The 18,389-nt window shown below is 61.6% G+C and carries 5 protein-coding genes and 6 rRNA genes; all 11 read right to left on the reverse strand.

Annotated elements, in window-relative coordinates:
• Position 1: 1 nt before the first annotated feature.
• Complete coding sequence (locus ACGH48_RS16035) at positions 2-820, reverse strand: hypothetical protein (RefSeq protein ID WP_340195619.1); 819 nt, start codon at positions 818-820, stop codon at positions 2-4.
• On the reverse strand, positions 811-1,857 hold the full coding sequence (locus ACGH48_RS16040; RefSeq protein WP_396289317.1) for a hypothetical protein: 1,047 nt from the start codon (positions 1,855-1,857) through the stop codon (positions 811-813). Before ACGH48_RS16040 ends, ACGH48_RS16035 begins: the two co-directional genes overlap by 10 nt.
• Before the next feature lie 384 nt (positions 1,858-2,241).
• Positions 2,242-2,358 (reverse strand): 5S ribosomal RNA (gene rrf, locus ACGH48_RS16045).
• Positions 2,359-2,505: 147 nt separating this feature from the next.
• Positions 2,506-5,633: ribosomal RNA gene (locus tag ACGH48_RS16050) — 23S ribosomal RNA — on the reverse strand.
• A gap of 419 nt (positions 5,634-6,052) precedes the next feature.
• Positions 6,053-7,574 (reverse strand): 16S ribosomal RNA (locus ACGH48_RS16055).
• 1,295 nt (positions 7,575-8,869) lie between these two features.
• A 5S ribosomal RNA gene (gene rrf, locus ACGH48_RS16060) occupies positions 8,870-8,986 on the reverse strand.
• Between the two features lie 147 nt (positions 8,987-9,133).
• Positions 9,134-12,261 (reverse strand): 23S ribosomal RNA (locus tag ACGH48_RS16065).
• Between the two features lie 419 nt (positions 12,262-12,680).
• Positions 12,681-14,202, reverse strand: a 16S ribosomal RNA gene (locus tag ACGH48_RS16070).
• The 16S, 23S and 5S rRNA genes sit together here, the layout of an rRNA operon.
• 538 nt (positions 14,203-14,740) lie before the next feature.
• The gene (gene tyrS / locus ACGH48_RS16075; RefSeq protein WP_123312133.1) at positions 14,741-16,054 is read right to left on the reverse strand and encodes a tyrosine--tRNA ligase; all 1,314 of its coding nucleotides are present in this window, start codon (positions 16,052-16,054) and stop codon (positions 14,741-14,743) included.
• Positions 16,055-16,180: 126 nt separating this feature from the next.
• Positions 16,181-16,876, reverse strand: coding sequence for a DNA-3-methyladenine glycosylase (locus tag ACGH48_RS16080; RefSeq protein WP_396289319.1), 696 nt, complete (start codon positions 16,874-16,876; stop codon positions 16,181-16,183).
• On the reverse strand, positions 16,873-18,309 hold the full coding sequence (gene argH, locus ACGH48_RS16085) for an argininosuccinate lyase (RefSeq protein ID WP_396289320.1): 1,437 nt from the start codon (positions 18,307-18,309) through the stop codon (positions 16,873-16,875). Before argH ends, ACGH48_RS16080 begins: the two co-directional genes overlap by 4 nt.
• Between the last annotated feature and the right edge of the window lie 80 nt (positions 18,310-18,389).

Raw genomic sequence — 18,389 nt, forward strand, 5'->3', positions numbered from 1 at the left:
GTCAGTCGGCTGCGGAGCCGTCGACGTCGCGGGGGTTGTCGTCGTCGACCTCGCCGGGCTGGTCGGCTTCGCCGGGCTCCCCGACGACGTCGGGCTCGGCGAAGACCGGTTCGTCGGCGAGGTAGGCGTCTTCGGCGTCGGCGTCGTCGAGCTGCTCGGTGTCGTCGAGCTCGCCGGCGTCTGCGTGTTCTTCGACCTCGAGCGTTTCCTCGACCACATCAACTGTCTCCCAAGCGTTCTCGTCGGCGGCTTCGGCCAGGGCCGCTGCCGCACGGTCGACACGGGCCCACCACTCGTCGGCCTCGTCCTGTCGGCCCAGCTCCTCGAGCGTGGCCGCGTAAGCACTGTAGAGCGCCGGCGACCACGTGTAGGCCGTGGACGGGTCGAGCTGTGGAATCTCCAGCTCACCGAGCGCGGCTGTGGGGTTCCCGAGGTCGATACGGGCGCCGGACATCGCGATCGCGAGCTCGACCTGCACCGCGGTGTCGAGCGCGGCTCGCTCCACAGAACGCCCGAGCTCGAGTGCTCGCTCCGGACGGCCGAGGCCTCGCTCGCAGTCCACCATCATCGGGAGCTGGTCGTTGCGACCGGAGATGCGCCGGTAGGTACGGAGCTCGCGGAGTGCCGTCGCGAAGTCACCCAGGCGGTACGCCGTGATCGCAGCGGTCTCGCGGACGACACCGACGCGACCAGCACGACGAGCGGCGCTGAGGGCGTGCTCGTTCGCCAGGGCGGGGTCCTCGTCGACGAACAGCGCCGCAGCCACGAGGTGCCGGGCGACCCAGTCGGCGTTGTCCTTGCTGAGCGTCTTCAGCTCCATGCGCGCTGCTGGGTCGAGGTCACGCGCGTCGATCTCGTCGGGGATGTCCGGGTCGTCGTGACGCGGACGGATCGACTTCGTGCCGTACGGGTCGCGGTCTTCCCAGTCGTCACGGGCCGCTTCGCCGAAGCGTGCGCCGGCGTGACGCGTCCCGTCGCCGAAGCGGCGTCGGTCGTCGCCTCCATCACGGCGCGGACGGTCGCCGTCGCGGGCGGGACGGTCGGAGCCGCCGCGGAAGGCCGGGCGGTCGCCATCACGACGCGGACGATCCGACGATCCACCGCGGAACGACGGACGGTCGTCGTCACGACGCGGACGGTCGCCGTCGCGGGCGGGACGGTCCGAGCCGCCGCGGTACGCGGGGCGGTCGCCATCACGACGCGGACGGTCCGAGGGACCACCGCGGAACGGACGGTCGCCGTCACGAGCCGGGCGGTCCGAGCCGCCACGGTACGGACGGTCACCATCGCGCGCGGGACGATCGGAACCGCCGCGGTACGCGGGGCGGTCGCCATCACGACGCGGACGATCCGAGGAACCACCGCGGAACGGACGGTCACCGTCACGAGCCGGGCGGTCCGAACCGCCTCGGTACGGACGGTCACCATCGCGCGCGGGACGGTCGGAACCACCGCGGTACGAGGGCCGGTCGCCATCACGACGCGGGCGGTCAGAACCGCCCTGGTACGGACGGTCTCCATCACGACGCGGACGATCCGAGCCACCGCGGTAGGCGGGACGGTCGCCATCTCGGGCGGGACGGTCCGACCGGAACGGCCGATCCCCATCACGACGGGGGCGGTCAGAACCGCCCTGGTACGGACGGTCGCCGTCGCGGCGCGGACGGTCGGCACCCCGAGGGCCATCGCCGCGAGGCGGACGCCCTGAGTCACCGCGATCGCTCCGCCACGACGGACGATCGTCTCGGTCACCGGAACGGAACGGACGGTCGCCGTCGCGGCGCGGAGCGCTGTCACGACGCGCAGCACCGTCGCGGAACGGACGGTCGGAGCGCTCCGGGCGGTCGCGACGGTCACCCTCGCGCCGTTCGAAGTCACGAGGGCCAGACGACCAACGACCTCCGCTCGCACCGTCACCCCGCGGGGCTCCGTCGCGGCGAGGAGCCCGATCGTCTCGTCGGGGTCGATCTCCCCGGTCGCCGTCGTTCCGTCGCTCGTCGTCGTTCGCCACCGTTGCTCCTCATCGCGTGCCCGAGCCTGAGGTCGGGCGTTCGTCCGCTGTGTCGTTGTGTTGGGTGCCGCGTCGGTCGGACCGACGTTCAGGCTCCAGTCCATCACGAACCGGAGCCGGCGTCGAGCGACGAGCGGCGAAACAGAAATGGCCACCGGCCACCACCGTGAACGAGGGTCTCCCCTACGAGTTCACGATGGAGGGCCGATGGCCACATCTTCTTACGTTAAGTCCGGCGGCGTCCTACTCTCCCACAAGGTCCCCCTTGCAGTACCATCGGCGCTGAGAGGCTTAGCTTCCGGGTTCGGAATGTGACCGGGCGTTTCCCTCTCGCTATGACCACCGGAACACTGTCGACCATGATCTGGTCTCAAACATGTCCCAGCTGCTACCCACGAATGGGCAGAGCGGTGTATTTAGTTTGATTCCCGATCGTCTGTCGGGAACCACAAAGTGGACGCGAGCCCGTGCAACAAGTGCACGGAAATCAGTGTGTTATCAAGTCTTCGGCTTATTAGTACCGGTCAGCTCCACGGGTCGTTAGTCCCCGCTTCCACATCCGGCCTATCAACCCAGTAGTCTGCTGGGAGCCTCTCACACTCAAGGTGCATGGAAATCTCATCTCGAAGACGGCTTCCCGCTTAGATGCTTTCAGCGGTTATCCGGTCCGAACGTAGCTAATCAGCGGTGCCCTTGGCAGAACAACTGACACACCAGAGGTTCGTCCATCCCGGTCCTCTCGTACTAGGGATAGATCTTCTCAAATTTCCAACGCGCGCAGCGGATAGGGACCGAACTGTCTCACGACGTTCTAAACCCAGCTCGCGTACCGCTTTAATGGGCGAACAGCCCAACCCTTGGGACCTACTCCAGCCCCAGGATGCGACGAGCCGACATCGAGGTGCCAAACCATGCCGTCGATATGGACTCTTGGGCAAGATCAGCCTGTTATCCCCGAGGTACCTTTTATCCGTTGAGCGACAGCGCTTCCACAAGCCACTGCCGGATCACTAGTCCCGACTTTCGTCCCTGCTCGACCTGTCAGTCTCACAGTCAAGCTCCCTTGTGCACTTACACTCGCCACCTGATTGCCAACCAGGTTGAGGGAACCTTTGGGCGCCTCCGTTACTCTTTGGGAGGCAACCGCCCCAGTTAAACTACCCATCAGGCACTGTCCATGAACCCGATCAGGGTCCTACGTTAGACATCCAGAGTGACCAGAGTGGTATTTCAACAATGACTCCACGAACACTAGCGTGCCCGCTTCACAGTCTCCCACCTATCCTACACAAGCCACACCGAACACCAATACCAAACTGTAGTAAAGGTCACGGGGTCTTTCCGTCCTGCTGCGCGTAACGAGCATCTTTACTCGTAGTGCAATTTCGCCGAGTTCGCGGTTGAGACAGCTGGGAAGTCGTTACGCCATTCGTGCAGGTCGGAACTTACCCGACAAGGAATTTCGCTACCTTAGGATGGTTATAGTTACCACCGCCGTTTACTGGGGCTTAAATTCAGAGCTTCGCCCAAAGGCTAACCCTTCCTCTTAACCTTCCAGCACCGGGCAGGCGTCAGTCCGTATACATCGTCTTGCGACTTCGCACGGACCTGTGTTTTTAGTAAACAGTCGCTTCCCACTGGTCTCTGCGGCCTTCAACGCTCACGGAGTAAATCCGGTCACGTGTCCGGCCCCCCTTCTCCCGAAGTTACGGGGGCATTTTGCCGAGTTCCTTAACCACGATTCTCTCGATCTCCTTGGTATTCTCTACCTGACCACCTGAGTCGGTTTCGGGTACGGGCGGCTGCAACCTCGCGTCGATGCTTTTCTCGGCAGCATAGGATCACTGATTTCCCCTTACGGGTACGCGTCGGATCTCAGGCACACAGACGACGGATTTGCCTATCGTCAGCCCTACATCCTTACACCAGGTTCACCTTACGGATACCATCGCCTGGCTCAGCTACCTTCCTGCGTCACACCTGTTCATACGCTAACCGCACCAGCATGGGGTCGAGCGTTAGACCGGCCACCATCACCCCGAAGGGATCCGGTCGTACCGGGTTAGGACTCTTAGCACCACTGGATTAGCTTGGGCGGTTGTTCGCCGGTACGGGAATATCAACCCGTTGTCCATCGACTACGCCTGTCGGCCTCGCCTTAGGTCCCGACTTACCCAGGGCGGATTAACCTGGCCCTGGAACCCTTGGTCTTTCGGAGGACGGGTTTCTCACCCGTCTTTCGCTACTCATGCCTGCATTCTCACTCGTGTAGCGTCCACGGCTGGATCACTCCGCCGCTTCACTCGCCACACGACGCTCTCCTACCACTCCGCACGACTGAACCACGAAGGCTTGTCAATGTGCGAAATCTACAACTTCGGTGGTGTGCTTGAGCCCCGTTACATTGTCGGCGCGGAATCACTTGACCAGTGAGCTATTACGCACTCTTTCAAGGGTGGCTGCTTCTAAGCCAACCTCCTGGTTGTCTATGCAACTCCACATCCTTTCCCACTTAGCACACGCTTAGGGACCTTAGTTGGTAGTCTGGGTTGTTTCCCTCTCGACGATGAAGCTTATCCCCCACCGTCTCACTGCTGCGCTCTCACTCACCGGCATTCGGAGTTTGGCTGACGTCAGTAACCTGTTGAGGCCCATCGGCCATCCAGTAGCTCTACCTCCGGCGAGAAACACGCAACGCTGCACCTAAATGCATTTCGGAGAGAACCAGCTATCACGAAGTTTGATTGGCCTTTCACCCCTATCCACAGCTCATCCCCTCCATTTTCAACTGAAGTGGGTTCGGTCCTCCACGACGTCTTACCGTCGCTTCAACCTGGCCATGGATAGATCACTTCGCTTCGGGTCTAGAACATGCGACTCAAACGCCCTATTCAGACTCGCTTTCGCTACGGCTGCCCCACACGGGTTAACCTCGCCACATATCACTAACTCGCAGGCTCATTCTTCAAAAGGCACGCCGTCACCCCTACTAAGGAGGCTCCGACGGTTTGTAAGCAAACGGTTTCAGGTACTATTTCACTCCCCTCCCGGGGTACTTTTCACCTTTCCCTCACGGTACTTGTCCGCTATCGGTCATCTGGGAGTATTTAGGCTTATCAGGTGGTCCTGACAGATTCACACGGGATTTCTCGGGCCCCGTGCTACTTGGGATACACATCCGGCCATAACACCATTTCGTCTACGGGGCTGGCACCCACTACGGCCCGGCTTTCAAACCGGTTCGACTATGATGCGCTGTAACCGCCCCAGTCCGGCAGAACTGAGTGACGTGTCCCACAACCCCGACCATGCAACGCCCGCCGGCTATCACACATGATCGGTTTAGCCTCATCCGCTTTCGCTCGCCACTACTCACGGAATCACATGTTGTTTTCTCTTCCTGTGGGTACTGAGATGTTTCACTTCCCCACGTTCCCTCTACCCGCCCTATATATTCAGGCGGGAGTCACCAGGTCACAAAAGCGCCCAGCGGGGTTTCCCCATTCGGAAATCCTCGGATCAGGGCTCGATTATCAGCTCCCCGAGGCTTATCGCAGATTTCTACGTCCTTCTTCGGCTCCAGATGCCAAGGCATCCACCGTTTGCTCTTAGAAACTTGACCACAAAGATTAAAATTGCGATCCGTCATCACCCACAACCATCAGCCCGAAGACCTCAGATCGATTGGATGACGCGAATCAAAGATGCTCGCGTCCACTGTGTAGTTCTCAACATACGATCGGCACCACACTCCCCACCGTCCAATGACAGTGCTTCATGCGGCCCAACGAAGGACCCTTAAGGCCCAACCCCCAACCCGCCTCACAGCAGATCAGGAAGCCTGGTCCCTCAGGACCCAACAACGTGCACCAGCCAGCCCGTGCGACACCAACCCGTTCCAACCCCGCAAGCGGAGCGTACTGAGGCCAGCACCATCGGTACCAGCTGCACTGTCAATGTTCCACCCATGAGCTACCCGTCGGACACGTTCGGTCCGAATCAGGCGCCTGGACACCACACGTGGTGCCAGATGCTCCTTAGAAAGGAGGTGATCCAGCCGCACCTTCCGGTACGGCTACCTTGTTACGACTTAGTCCTAATCACCGATCCCACCTTCGACGGCTCCTTCCACAAGGGTTAGGCCACCGGCTTCGGGTGTTACCGACTTTCATGACTTGACGGGCGGTGTGTACAAGGCCCGGGAACGTATTCACCGCAGCGTTGCTGATCTGCGATTACTAGCGACTCCGACTTCATGAGGTCGAGTTGCAGACCTCAATCCGAACTGAGACCGGCTTTTTGGGATTCGCTCCACCTTACGGTATCGCAGCCCTTTGTACCGGCCATTGTAGCATGCGTGAAGCCCAAGACATAAGGGGCATGATGATTTGACGTCATCCCCACCTTCCTCCGAGTTGACCCCGGCAGTCTCCTATGAGTCCCCGGCATAACCCGCTGGCAACATAGAACGAGGGTTGCGCTCGTTGCGGGACTTAACCCAACATCTCACGACACGAGCTGACGACAACCATGCACCACCTGTACACCGACCACAAGGGGGCGACCATCTCTGGCCGTTTCCGGTGTATGTCAAGCCTTGGTAAGGTTCTTCGCGTTGCATCGAATTAATCCGCATGCTCCGCCGCTTGTGCGGGCCCCCGTCAATTCCTTTGAGTTTTAGCCTTGCGGCCGTACTCCCCAGGCGGGGCGCTTAATGCGTTAGCTACGACACAGAAACCGTGGAAAGGTCCCTACATCTAGCGCCCAACGTTTACGGCATGGACTACCAGGGTATCTAATCCTGTTCGCTCCCCATGCTTTCGCTCCTCAGCGTCAGTTACGGCCCAGAGATCTGCCTTCGCCATCGGTGTTCCTCCTGATATCTGCGCATTCCACCGCTACACCAGGAATTCCAATCTCCCCTACCGCACTCTAGTCTGCCCGTACCCACTGCAAGCCCGAGGTTGAGCCTCGGGATTTCACAGCAGACGCGACAAACCGCCTACGAGCTCTTTACGCCCAATAATTCCGGACAACGCTTGCACCCTACGTATTACCGCGGCTGCTGGCACGTAGTTAGCCGGTGCTTTTTCTGCAGGTACCGTCACTTTCGCTTCTTCCCTACTAAAAGAGGTTTACAACCCGAAGGCCGTCATCCCTCACGCGGCGTTGCTGCATCAGGCTTTCGCCCATTGTGCAATATTCCCCACTGCTGCCTCCCGTAGGAGTCTGGGCCGTGTCTCAGTCCCAGTGTGGCCGGTCACCCTCTCAGGCCGGCTACCCGTCGTCGCCTTGGTGAGCCATTACCTCACCAACAAGCTGATAGGCCGCGAGTCCATCCCCAACCAAAAAATCTTTCCACCACCAGACCATGCGGCCAGTGATCATATCCAGTATTAGACGTCGTTTCCAACGCTTATCCCAGAGTCAGGGGCAGGTTACTCACGTGTTACTCACCCGTTCGCCACTAATCCACCCAGCAAGCTGGGCATCATCGTTCGACTTGCATGTGTTAAGCACGCCGCCAGCGTTCGTCCTGAGCCAGGATCAAACTCTCCGTAAAAAAATACAGACCCAACACCCGAAAGGTGCCAGACCGAGTTGATTCTGACTGTTGACTGTCTACTGACAATCTTCAATCCAAAAGGAATTGTCTCAAACCCAACCAACCCGAAGGAAGGCCAGGCACGAGGTCAATCAATAAATTGGCATTGACAATGTGCACGCTGTTGAGTTCTCAAGGACCAGACGCACTCCCCACTCAGCACCGTCAGGCACATCGTCAGAGAGGCATTCGTCTCGCGACACTGAAGATCACCCCGGTCGAGACCGTGGTTTTCATGGGTGTCGGTTGCCTGAGCGGGACCCCGTCCGGACTGCATCTCCAGGTGGTTCCACCTGGTGACCGTCTCGGCCGTTCCGTTCTCCGCCTCAGCGGCAACGAGTGACAACACTACGGGGAGGTGAACGGGAGCGCCAGCCGGGCCACATCCCGGGCGTGTCGCCAGGTGGGCCAACCCGAACCAGGCCCGTCACCCGTTGGGCTATCCCTGTGGGTCCGACACCGGGACACCGGGACACCGGGACACCGGGACACCGGGACACCGGGACACCGGGACACCGGGACACCGGGACACCGGGACACCGGGACACCGGGACACCGGGACACCGGGACACCGGGACACCGGGACCAGCATCTCCCCCCAGGCAGCATGATGACCAGCTTCGGCGGCGTACTCGGCTGTTCCGCTCAGACCGGGGCAACACGTACGCGCTCAGCTCAGACGATCGCCATCGGGCCACCGCGCAGTCGCTCGTCAAGGAGACCCCACCGCGCTCGGTCATGGACCGAGATCCCCGTCGCGATCCGCTGCGCCGGCTGCTCGGAAAGGTTCAGAGGCCGGCTCGAGGCACAGGCGCGCTCGAGCGGACCACCCCGTTGCAAGTCGGCTCGCCAACCGGAGGCCACCCACGGCTCCCAGCGAGCACCAGAATCCGCTCGGCGCCGGCACCACCCGAAACCTCATTGCTCGCTCGTCACTGAGCCCCGCCGGTACCGACGTACGCCGGAGCAGCAAGCGACCGAGGCGGCGCACAAGCACGACGCTTCGTGAGCAGAGAGGGAGGGTCGGTTGCCATCGACGGGACTCGACCTCCGCTGCTCCCGAAACACCAGCGCCAGCCACGAAGGGGCGCACACCACGTCGGAGGCAGGAATGGACGGACGGCATCCGCCGGGAGCAGCCCCTTCTCCCACGAAGAGCCGCCACTGCGAAAGCACCGGAAACGAAAGCACCGGAAACGCAGAAAACCCCTGACCAGTGCTGGTCAGGGGTTCCCTGGTGTTACTGAGGTTAAGTCCGGCGGCGTCCTACTCTCCCACAAGGTCCCCCTTGCAGTACCATCGGCGCTGAGAGGCTTAGCTTCCGGGTTCGGAATGTGACCGGGCGTTTCCCTCTCGCTATGACCACCGGAACACTGTCGACCATGATCTGGTCTCAAACATGTCCCAGCTGCTACCCACGAATGGGCAGAGCGGTGTATTTAGTTTGATTCCCGATCGTCTGTCGGGAACCACAAAGTGGACGCGAGCCCGTGCAACAAGTGCACGGAAATCAGTGTGTTATCAAGTCTTCGGCTTATTAGTACCGGTCAGCTCCACGGGTCGTTAGTCCCCGCTTCCACATCCGGCCTATCAACCCAGTAGTCTGCTGGGAGCCTCTCACACTCAAGGTGCATGGAAATCTCATCTCGAAGACGGCTTCCCGCTTAGATGCTTTCAGCGGTTATCCGGTCCGAACGTAGCTAATCAGCGGTGCCCTTGGCAGAACAACTGACACACCAGAGGTTCGTCCATCCCGGTCCTCTCGTACTAGGGATAGATCTTCTCAAATTTCCAACGCGCGCAGCGGATAGGGACCGAACTGTCTCACGACGTTCTAAACCCAGCTCGCGTACCGCTTTAATGGGCGAACAGCCCAACCCTTGGGACCTACTCCAGCCCCAGGATGCGACGAGCCGACATCGAGGTGCCAAACCATGCCGTCGATATGGACTCTTGGGCAAGATCAGCCTGTTATCCCCGAGGTACCTTTTATCCGTTGAGCGACAGCGCTTCCACAAGCCACTGCCGGATCACTAGTCCCGACTTTCGTCCCTGCTCGACCTGTCAGTCTCACAGTCAAGCTCCCTTGTGCACTTACACTCGCCACCTGATTGCCAACCAGGTTGAGGGAACCTTTGGGCGCCTCCGTTACTCTTTGGGAGGCAACCGCCCCAGTTAAACTACCCATCAGGCACTGTCCATGAACCCGATCAGGGTCCTACGTTAGACATCCAGAGTGACCAGAGTGGTATTTCAACAATGACTCCACGAACACTAGCGTGCCCGCTTCACAGTCTCCCACCTATCCTACACAAGCCACACCGAACACCAATACCAAACTGTAGTAAAGGTCACGGGGTCTTTCCGTCCTGCTGCGCGTAACGAGCATCTTTACTCGTAGTGCAATTTCGCCGAGTTCGCGGTTGAGACAGCTGGGAAGTCGTTACGCCATTCGTGCAGGTCGGAACTTACCCGACAAGGAATTTCGCTACCTTAGGATGGTTATAGTTACCACCGCCGTTTACTGGGGCTTAAATTCAGAGCTTCGCCCAAAGGCTAACCCTTCCTCTTAACCTTCCAGCACCGGGCAGGCGTCAGTCCGTATACATCGTCTTGCGACTTCGCACGGACCTGTGTTTTTAGTAAACAGTCGCTTCCCACTGGTCTCTGCGGCCTTCAACGCTCACGGAGTAAATCCGGTCACGTGTCCGGCCCCCCTTCTCCCGAAGTTACGGGGGCATTTTGCCGAGTTCCTTAACCACGATTCTCTCGATCTCCTTGGTATTCTCTACCTGACCACCTGAGTCGGTTTCGGGTACGGGCGGCTGCAACCTCGCGTCGATGCTTTTCTCGGCAGCATAGGATCACTGATTTCCCCTTACGGGTACGCGTCGGATCTCAGGCACACAGACGACGGATTTGCCTATCGTCAGCCCTACATCCTTACACCAGGTTCACCTTACGGATACCATCGCCTGGCTCAGCTACCTTCCTGCGTCACACCTGTTCATACGCTAACCGCACCAGCATGGGGTCGAGCGTTAGACCGGCCACCATCACCCCGAAGGGATCCGGTCGTACCGGGTTAGGACTCTTAGCACCACTGGATTAGCTTGGGCGGTTGTTCGCCGGTACGGGAATATCAACCCGTTGTCCATCGACTACGCCTGTCGGCCTCGCCTTAGGTCCCGACTTACCCAGGGCGGATTAACCTGGCCCTGGAACCCTTGGTCTTTCGGAGGACGGGTTTCTCACCCGTCTTTCGCTACTCATGCCTGCATTCTCACTCGTGTAGCGTCCACGGCTGGATCACTCCGCCGCTTCACTCGCCACACGACGCTCTCCTACCACTCCGCACGACTGAACCACGAAGGCTTGTCAATGTGCGAAATCTACAACTTCGGTGGTGTGCTTGAGCCCCGTTACATTGTCGGCGCGGAATCACTTGACCAGTGAGCTATTACGCACTCTTTCAAGGGTGGCTGCTTCTAAGCCAACCTCCTGGTTGTCTATGCAACTCCACATCCTTTCCCACTTAGCACACGCTTAGGGACCTTAGTTGGTAGTCTGGGTTGTTTCCCTCTCGACGATGAAGCTTATCCCCCACCGTCTCACTGCTGCGCTCTCACTCACCGGCATTCGGAGTTTGGCTGACGTCAGTAACCTGTTGAGGCCCATCGGCCATCCAGTAGCTCTACCTCCGGCGAGAAACACGCAACGCTGCACCTAAATGCATTTCGGAGAGAACCAGCTATCACGAAGTTTGATTGGCCTTTCACCCCTATCCACAGCTCATCCCCTCCATTTTCAACTGAAGTGGGTTCGGTCCTCCACGACGTCTTACCGTCGCTTCAACCTGGCCATGGATAGATCACTTCGCTTCGGGTCTAGAACATGCGACTCAAACGCCCTATTCAGACTCGCTTTCGCTACGGCTGCCCCACACGGGTTAACCTCGCCACATATCACTAACTCGCAGGCTCATTCTTCAAAAGGCACGCCGTCACCCCTACTAAGGAGGCTCCGACGGTTTGTAAGCAAACGGTTTCAGGTACTATTTCACTCCCCTCCCGGGGTACTTTTCACCTTTCCCTCACGGTACTTGTCCGCTATCGGTCATCTGGGAGTATTTAGGCTTATCAGGTGGTCCTGACAGATTCACACGGGATTTCTCGGGCCCCGTGCTACTTGGGATACACATCCGGCCATAACACCATTTCGTCTACGGGGCTGGCACCCACTACGGCCCGGCTTTCAAACCGGTTCGACTATGATGCGCTGTAACCGCCCCAGTCCGGCAGAACTGAGTGACGTGTCCCACAACCCCGACCATGCAACGCCCGCCGGCTATCACACATGATCGGTTTAGCCTCATCCGCTTTCGCTCGCCACTACTCACGGAATCACATGTTGTTTTCTCTTCCTGTGGGTACTGAGATGTTTCACTTCCCCACGTTCCCTCTACCCGCCCTATATATTCAGGCGGGAGTCACCAGGTCACAAAAGCGCCCAGCGGGGTTTCCCCATTCGGAAATCCTCGGATCAGGGCTCGATTATCAGCTCCCCGAGGCTTATCGCAGATTTCTACGTCCTTCTTCGGCTCCAGATGCCAAGGCATCCACCGTTTGCTCTTAGAAACTTGACCACAAAGATTAAAATTGCGATCCGTCATCACCCACAACCATCAGCCCGAAGACCTCAGATCGATTGGATGACGCGAATCAAAGATGCTCGCGTCCACTGTGTAGTTCTCAACATACGATCGGCACCACACTCCCCACCGTCCAATGACAGTGCTTCATGCGGCCCAACGAAGGACCCTTAAGGCCCAACCCCCAACCCGCCTCACAGCAGATCAGGAAGCCTGGTCCCTCAGGACCCAACAACGTGCACCAGCCAGCCCGTGCGACACCAACCCGTTCCAACCCCGCAAGCGGAGCGTACTGAGGCCAGCACCATCGGTACCAGCTGCACTGTCAATGTTCCACCCATGAGCTACCCGTCGGACACGTTCGGTCCGAATCAGGCGCCTGGACACCACACGTGGTGCCAGATGCTCCTTAGAAAGGAGGTGATCCAGCCGCACCTTCCGGTACGGCTACCTTGTTACGACTTAGTCCTAATCACCGATCCCACCTTCGACGGCTCCTTCCACAAGGGTTAGGCCACCGGCTTCGGGTGTTACCGACTTTCATGACTTGACGGGCGGTGTGTACAAGGCCCGGGAACGTATTCACCGCAGCGTTGCTGATCTGCGATTACTAGCGACTCCGACTTCATGAGGTCGAGTTGCAGACCTCAATCCGAACTGAGACCGGCTTTTTGGGATTCGCTCCACCTTACGGTATCGCAGCCCTTTGTACCGGCCATTGTAGCATGCGTGAAGCCCAAGACATAAGGGGCATGATGATTTGACGTCATCCCCACCTTCCTCCGAGTTGACCCCGGCAGTCTCCTATGAGTCCCCGGCATAACCCGCTGGCAACATAGAACGAGGGTTGCGCTCGTTGCGGGACTTAACCCAACATCTCACGACACGAGCTGACGACAACCATGCACCACCTGTACACCGACCACAAGGGGGCGACCATCTCTGGCCGTTTCCGGTGTATGTCAAGCCTTGGTAAGGTTCTTCGCGTTGCATCGAATTAATCCGCATGCTCCGCCGCTTGTGCGGGCCCCCGTCAATTCCTTTGAGTTTTAGCCTTGCGGCCGTACTCCCCAGGCGGGGCGCTTAATGCGTTAGCTACGACACAGAAACCGTGGAAAGGTCCCTACATCTAGCGCCCAACGTTTACGGCATGGACTACCAGGGTATCTAATCCTGTTCGCTCCCCATGCTTTCGCTCCTCAGCGTCAGTTACGGCCCAGAGATCTGCCTTCGCCATCGGTGTTCCTCCTGATATCTGCGCATTCCACCGCTACACCAGGAATTCCAATCTCCCCTACCGCACTCTAGTCTGCCCGTACCCACTGCAAGCCCGAGGTTGAGCCTCGGGATTTCACAGCAGACGCGACAAACCGCCTACGAGCTCTTTACGCCCAATAATTCCGGACAACGCTTGCACCCTACGTATTACCGCGGCTGCTGGCACGTAGTTAGCCGGTGCTTTTTCTGCAGGTACCGTCACTTTCGCTTCTTCCCTACTAAAAGAGGTTTACAACCCGAAGGCCGTCATCCCTCACGCGGCGTTGCTGCATCAGGCTTTCGCCCATTGTGCAATATTCCCCACTGCTGCCTCCCGTAGGAGTCTGGGCCGTGTCTCAGTCCCAGTGTGGCCGGTCACCCTCTCAGGCCGGCTACCCGTCGTCGCCTTGGTGAGCCATTACCTCACCAACAAGCTGATAGGCCGCGAGTCCATCCCCAACCAAAAAATCTTTCCACCACCAGACCATGCGGCCAGTGATCATATCCAGTATTAGACGTCGTTTCCAACGCTTATCCCAGAGTCAGGGGCAGGTTACTCACGTGTTACTCACCCGTTCGCCACTAATCCACCCAGCAAGCTGGGCATCATCGTTCGACTTGCATGTGTTAAGCACGCCGCCAGCGTTCGTCCTGAGCCAGGATCAAACTCTCCGTAAAAAAATACAGACCCAACACCCGAAAGGTGCCAGACCGAGTTGATTCTGACTGTTGACTGTCTACTGACAATCTTCAATCCAAAAGGAATTGTCTCAAACCCAACCAACCCGAAGGAAGGCCAGGCACGAGGTCAATCAATAAATTGGCATTGACAATGTGCACGCTGTTGAGTTCTCAAGGACCAGACGCACTCCCCCACTCGACACCCGAAGATGCTCCGCCAGAGAGGCTTGTGTACTTGGCTTGCCACCGGTGTGTCGTCGGACCCGGAGGTCCTGTGGCTCATCCCGAGGGGAGAGAACCGGTGGGCTTGTCATCCTAGGCGTCGAAGCGACCGAGCACAAGGCTTGATCTGAACTTCAGTGGAGGACGGTCCCGCTTGAGGGCCGGCGTGCTCTGGGCTTTCGCTCCAGCCGCTCCGCCGCACCTTTGGGGTGACGAGTAGGAACTTTACGCAGGCCTGGGCGGGTGTGCCAAGCCAGGCCCGATCCCGGGCGTGTCGCGTTGTGCAACACGCGTCGTCCGGATCTCCGCAGGGTCAGGCCAAGGTCACACCGGCGAGGGTCTTCTTGCCGCGGCGGAGCACGAGGACTCCCCCGGGCAGGGCGAGGTCCGACAACGGTGCGGCGGGGTCCTCGGCACGGACGTTGTTCACGTACACGCCGCCCTGGTCGATCGCACGCCGGGCCTCGCCGAGGGACTTCACGAGCTCGGTCTCGACGAGGGCCCGTGCCACGTCGGCTCCGGGCTCGAGGGTCACCGATCCCGGCAGCTCCGCGATCGCCGACCGCAGCGTGGCCGGGTCGAGCGCACCGAGGTCGCCGTTGCCGAAGAGCGCGGCCGCGGCGTCGATCGCGGCCTGGGTGGCATCGACCCCGTGCACCAGCGCAGTCACCTCGAACGCCAGGGTCCGCTGCGCTTCGCGTCGGAACGGTTCGTCGGCGACCGCCTGCTCGAGCCGCTCGATCTCGGCGCGGGACAGGAACGTGAACTCCCGCAGGCGGGCGATCACGTCGGCATCCGCCGTGTTGAGCCAGAACTGGTACAGCGCGTACGGCGAGGTCATCTCGGCGTCGAGCCAGATGGCGTTGCCCTCGCTCTTGCCGAACTTCGTGCCGTCCGAGTTCGTGATCAAGGGCGTCCCGAGCGCGTGCACGGTCGCACCCTCGGCACGACGGATGAGCTCCGTCCCCGAGGTCAGGTTGCCCCACTGGTCCGAGCCACCCGTCTGCAGCGTGCAGCCGTACTGCCGGAAGAGCTCCCGGTAGTCGAGGCCCTGCAGGATCTGGTAGCTGAACTCGGTGTAGCTGATGCCCGCGTCGGAGTTCAGCCGCGCGGCGACGGCGTCCTTCTTGAGCATCGAGTTCACCCGGAAGTACTTGCCGACGTCGCGCAGGAAATCGATGGCGGACATCGGTGACGTCCAGTCCAGGTTGTTCACCAGCCGCACGCCGTTGTCTCCGTCCGCACTGAGGAACCGGGACACCTGCGACTGCAGTCGCGCCACCCACTCGGCGACGGTCTCGCGGGTGTTCAGCGTGCGCTCCGCCGTCGGACGGGGGTCGCCGATGAGTCCCGTCGATCCCCCGACGAGCGCGAGCGGCTTGTGCCCGGCCAGCTGCAACCGACGCATGGTCAGGAGCTGCAGGAGGTTGCCGCAGTGCAGCGACGGTGCCGTGGGGTCGAACCCGCAGTAGTACGTGATCGGGTCACCGTCGAGGGCCTCTTGGAGTGCGGTCTCGTCGGTCGAGACCTGCACCAGACCACGCCAGCGCAGTTCGTCCCACACCGAGGCGAAGGTGGGGTCGTTCTGCTGGCGCGTCAGGACGTCTTGAGCGGTATCACTGGACACCCCGCCATCGTAGCGGCGGCGCACCACCGACAGGCGCCGTCGACCGGGAGGCCCGTGGTGCGTCCGGGCCCACGCCGCCGGTTCCGGCGCGACGCGCCAGCGGCGGGCCGGCCGCGCCGGTGGGGATCAGTCGAGGGCACCCTTGTGCCGTCGGTACGTCGAGACCGTCGGGTCGCCCGTCAACCAGAAGCGCCAGGGGTACTGCGCACCGCCGGCGATGCCGCCGACGCCGGTGCGCGGTCCGCGCGAGACGCGTGGGACCGTTCCGGCCCCGCCGGGGCCGGGTGCGGTCTCGGTCAGGAGTTCCTCGACGACCCGAGTCGGCGGGGCGGAGGCGAGCCGGGCCTCCAGGCCGGGTGCCAACGTGAGCACGAACGGACCGGACCCGTCGAGCAGCGAGGTGCCGTCGTCCTGCCCGAGCACCGCGCCGAGCGCGCCACCGAGGTTGCCGGGGCCGCGCGCCAACGCGACGTCGGCGACCGACGGGCCACGTCGTCCACGTGCTGTCTCGACACCCTCGATCACCTGCGCCCCGCGGAGCAGGGAGCCGGAGGAGGTGCCCGCCGGCGCGCTCACGACGTTGACGCAGGTGTGGATGCCGTACGAGCGGTACGCGTACAGGGTCCCCGGAGCGCCGAACAGGTGACGGTTGCGCTCGGTCGGCCCGCGGTGGCCGTGCGAACCAGGGTCGGTGGGCCCGAAGTAGGCCTCGACCTCGGTGATGCGCAGCGTCACACCCCGGCCCGTGATCGTCGCACCGAGCAGTGCGGGTGCGACGATCGGCGCAGGCTCGGCGAGCATCGCGAGCAGCCCCTCGGTCATCGCGTGAAGGGAGCGCCCTCGGCGAGGTCGTGGACGCGGCGCGTGACGGAGGCCAGCTGCTCGGCGACGCGGTCCGGAGCGGTGCCGCCGACGCCAGAGCGGGACGCGACGCTGCCCTCGATCGTGAGCACGGCACGGACACCGGGGGTGAGGTGCTCGGAGACGGAGCGGTACTCGTCGTCCGTCGGGTCGTCGAGCTCGATGGCGCGCTCTTCGCAGTACCGGACCAGCGCACCGGACACCTCGTGGGCGTCACGGAACGGCACGCCCTGGCGGACCAGCCACTCGGCCACGTCGGTCGCCAGCGAGAACCCCTGCGGTGCGAGCTCGGCCATCCGGTCCGTGTCGAACGTGAGCGTCGCGATCATGCCGGTGAAGGCGGGCAGCAGGACCTCGAGCGTGGCGACCGAGTCGAAGACCGGCTCCTTGTCCTCCTGCAGGTCGCGGTTGTAGGCGAGCGGCAGGCCCTTCAGGGTCGCGAGCAGCCCCGTCAGGTTGCCGATGAGACGACCGGACTTGCCGCGTGCGAGCTCGGCGATGTCGGGGTTCTTCTTCTGCGGCATGATGCTCGACCCGGTCGAGAACGCGTCGTGGAGCCGGACGAAGCCGAACTCCTTCGTGTTCCAGAGGATGACCTCCTCCGACAGGCGCGAGACGTCGATGCCGATCTGCGCGAGCACGAACGCGAACTCGGCGACGACGTCGCGGGCGGCCGTGGCGTCGATCGAGTTGTCGGCCGGCCGGTCGAACCCGAGCTCCGCGGCGATCGCGGCGGGGTCGAGGCCGAGCGAACTGCCGGCGAGGGCACCCGCACCGTACGGGCTGACGCTCGCACGGCCCGCCCAGTCGCGAAGGCGCTCGAGGTCCCGCACGAGCGGCCAGGCGTGCGCCAGCAGGTGGTGCGCGAGGAGGACGGGCTGCGCGTGCTGCAGGTGCGTGCGACCCGGCATGATCGCCGCCGGGTGCTCGTTCGCCTGCTGGGTGATCGCGTCGACCAGGTCGATCACGAGCCGTCCGATGCGCCGCCCGTGGTCGAGCATGTGCATGCGGCCGAGTGTCGCGATCTGGTCGTTGCGGCTGCGGCCGGCGCGGAGCTTGCCGCCGAGTTCCGGACCGAGGTCGGCGATCAGCAGTCGTTCGAGGGCGCCGTGGACGTCCTCGTCGGACTCGTCCGGCAGCAGTGTGCCGTCCGCGTGCGCGGCCTCGAGCCGGTCGAGCCCGGCGAGCATGCGCTCGAGCTCGTCCGCCGTCAGGTACCCGGCCGCGTGCAGGGCCCGGGCGTGCGCGCGGGAGCCGGCGATGTCGTACGGCGCGAGCTGCCAGTCGAACTGCGTCGACTTCGACAGCGCGGCGAGGGCCGCACTCGGGCCGTCGGCGAAGCGGGCGCCCCAGAGGGCTCCGGTGTTGGTGGCGTCGGTCTTCTCGTCGGTCATGTCGTCCTGCGTCGTTGTCGTCGGGCCGGGTGGCGGTGGGGCGTCGTCCGCCGGGTGGCGGCGGGTGTCAGTCCGCCGGG

The sequence above is a fragment of the Curtobacterium pomorum genome, assembly GCF_044497295.1.
Classification (GTDB): domain Bacteria; phylum Actinomycetota; class Actinomycetes; order Actinomycetales; family Microbacteriaceae; genus Curtobacterium.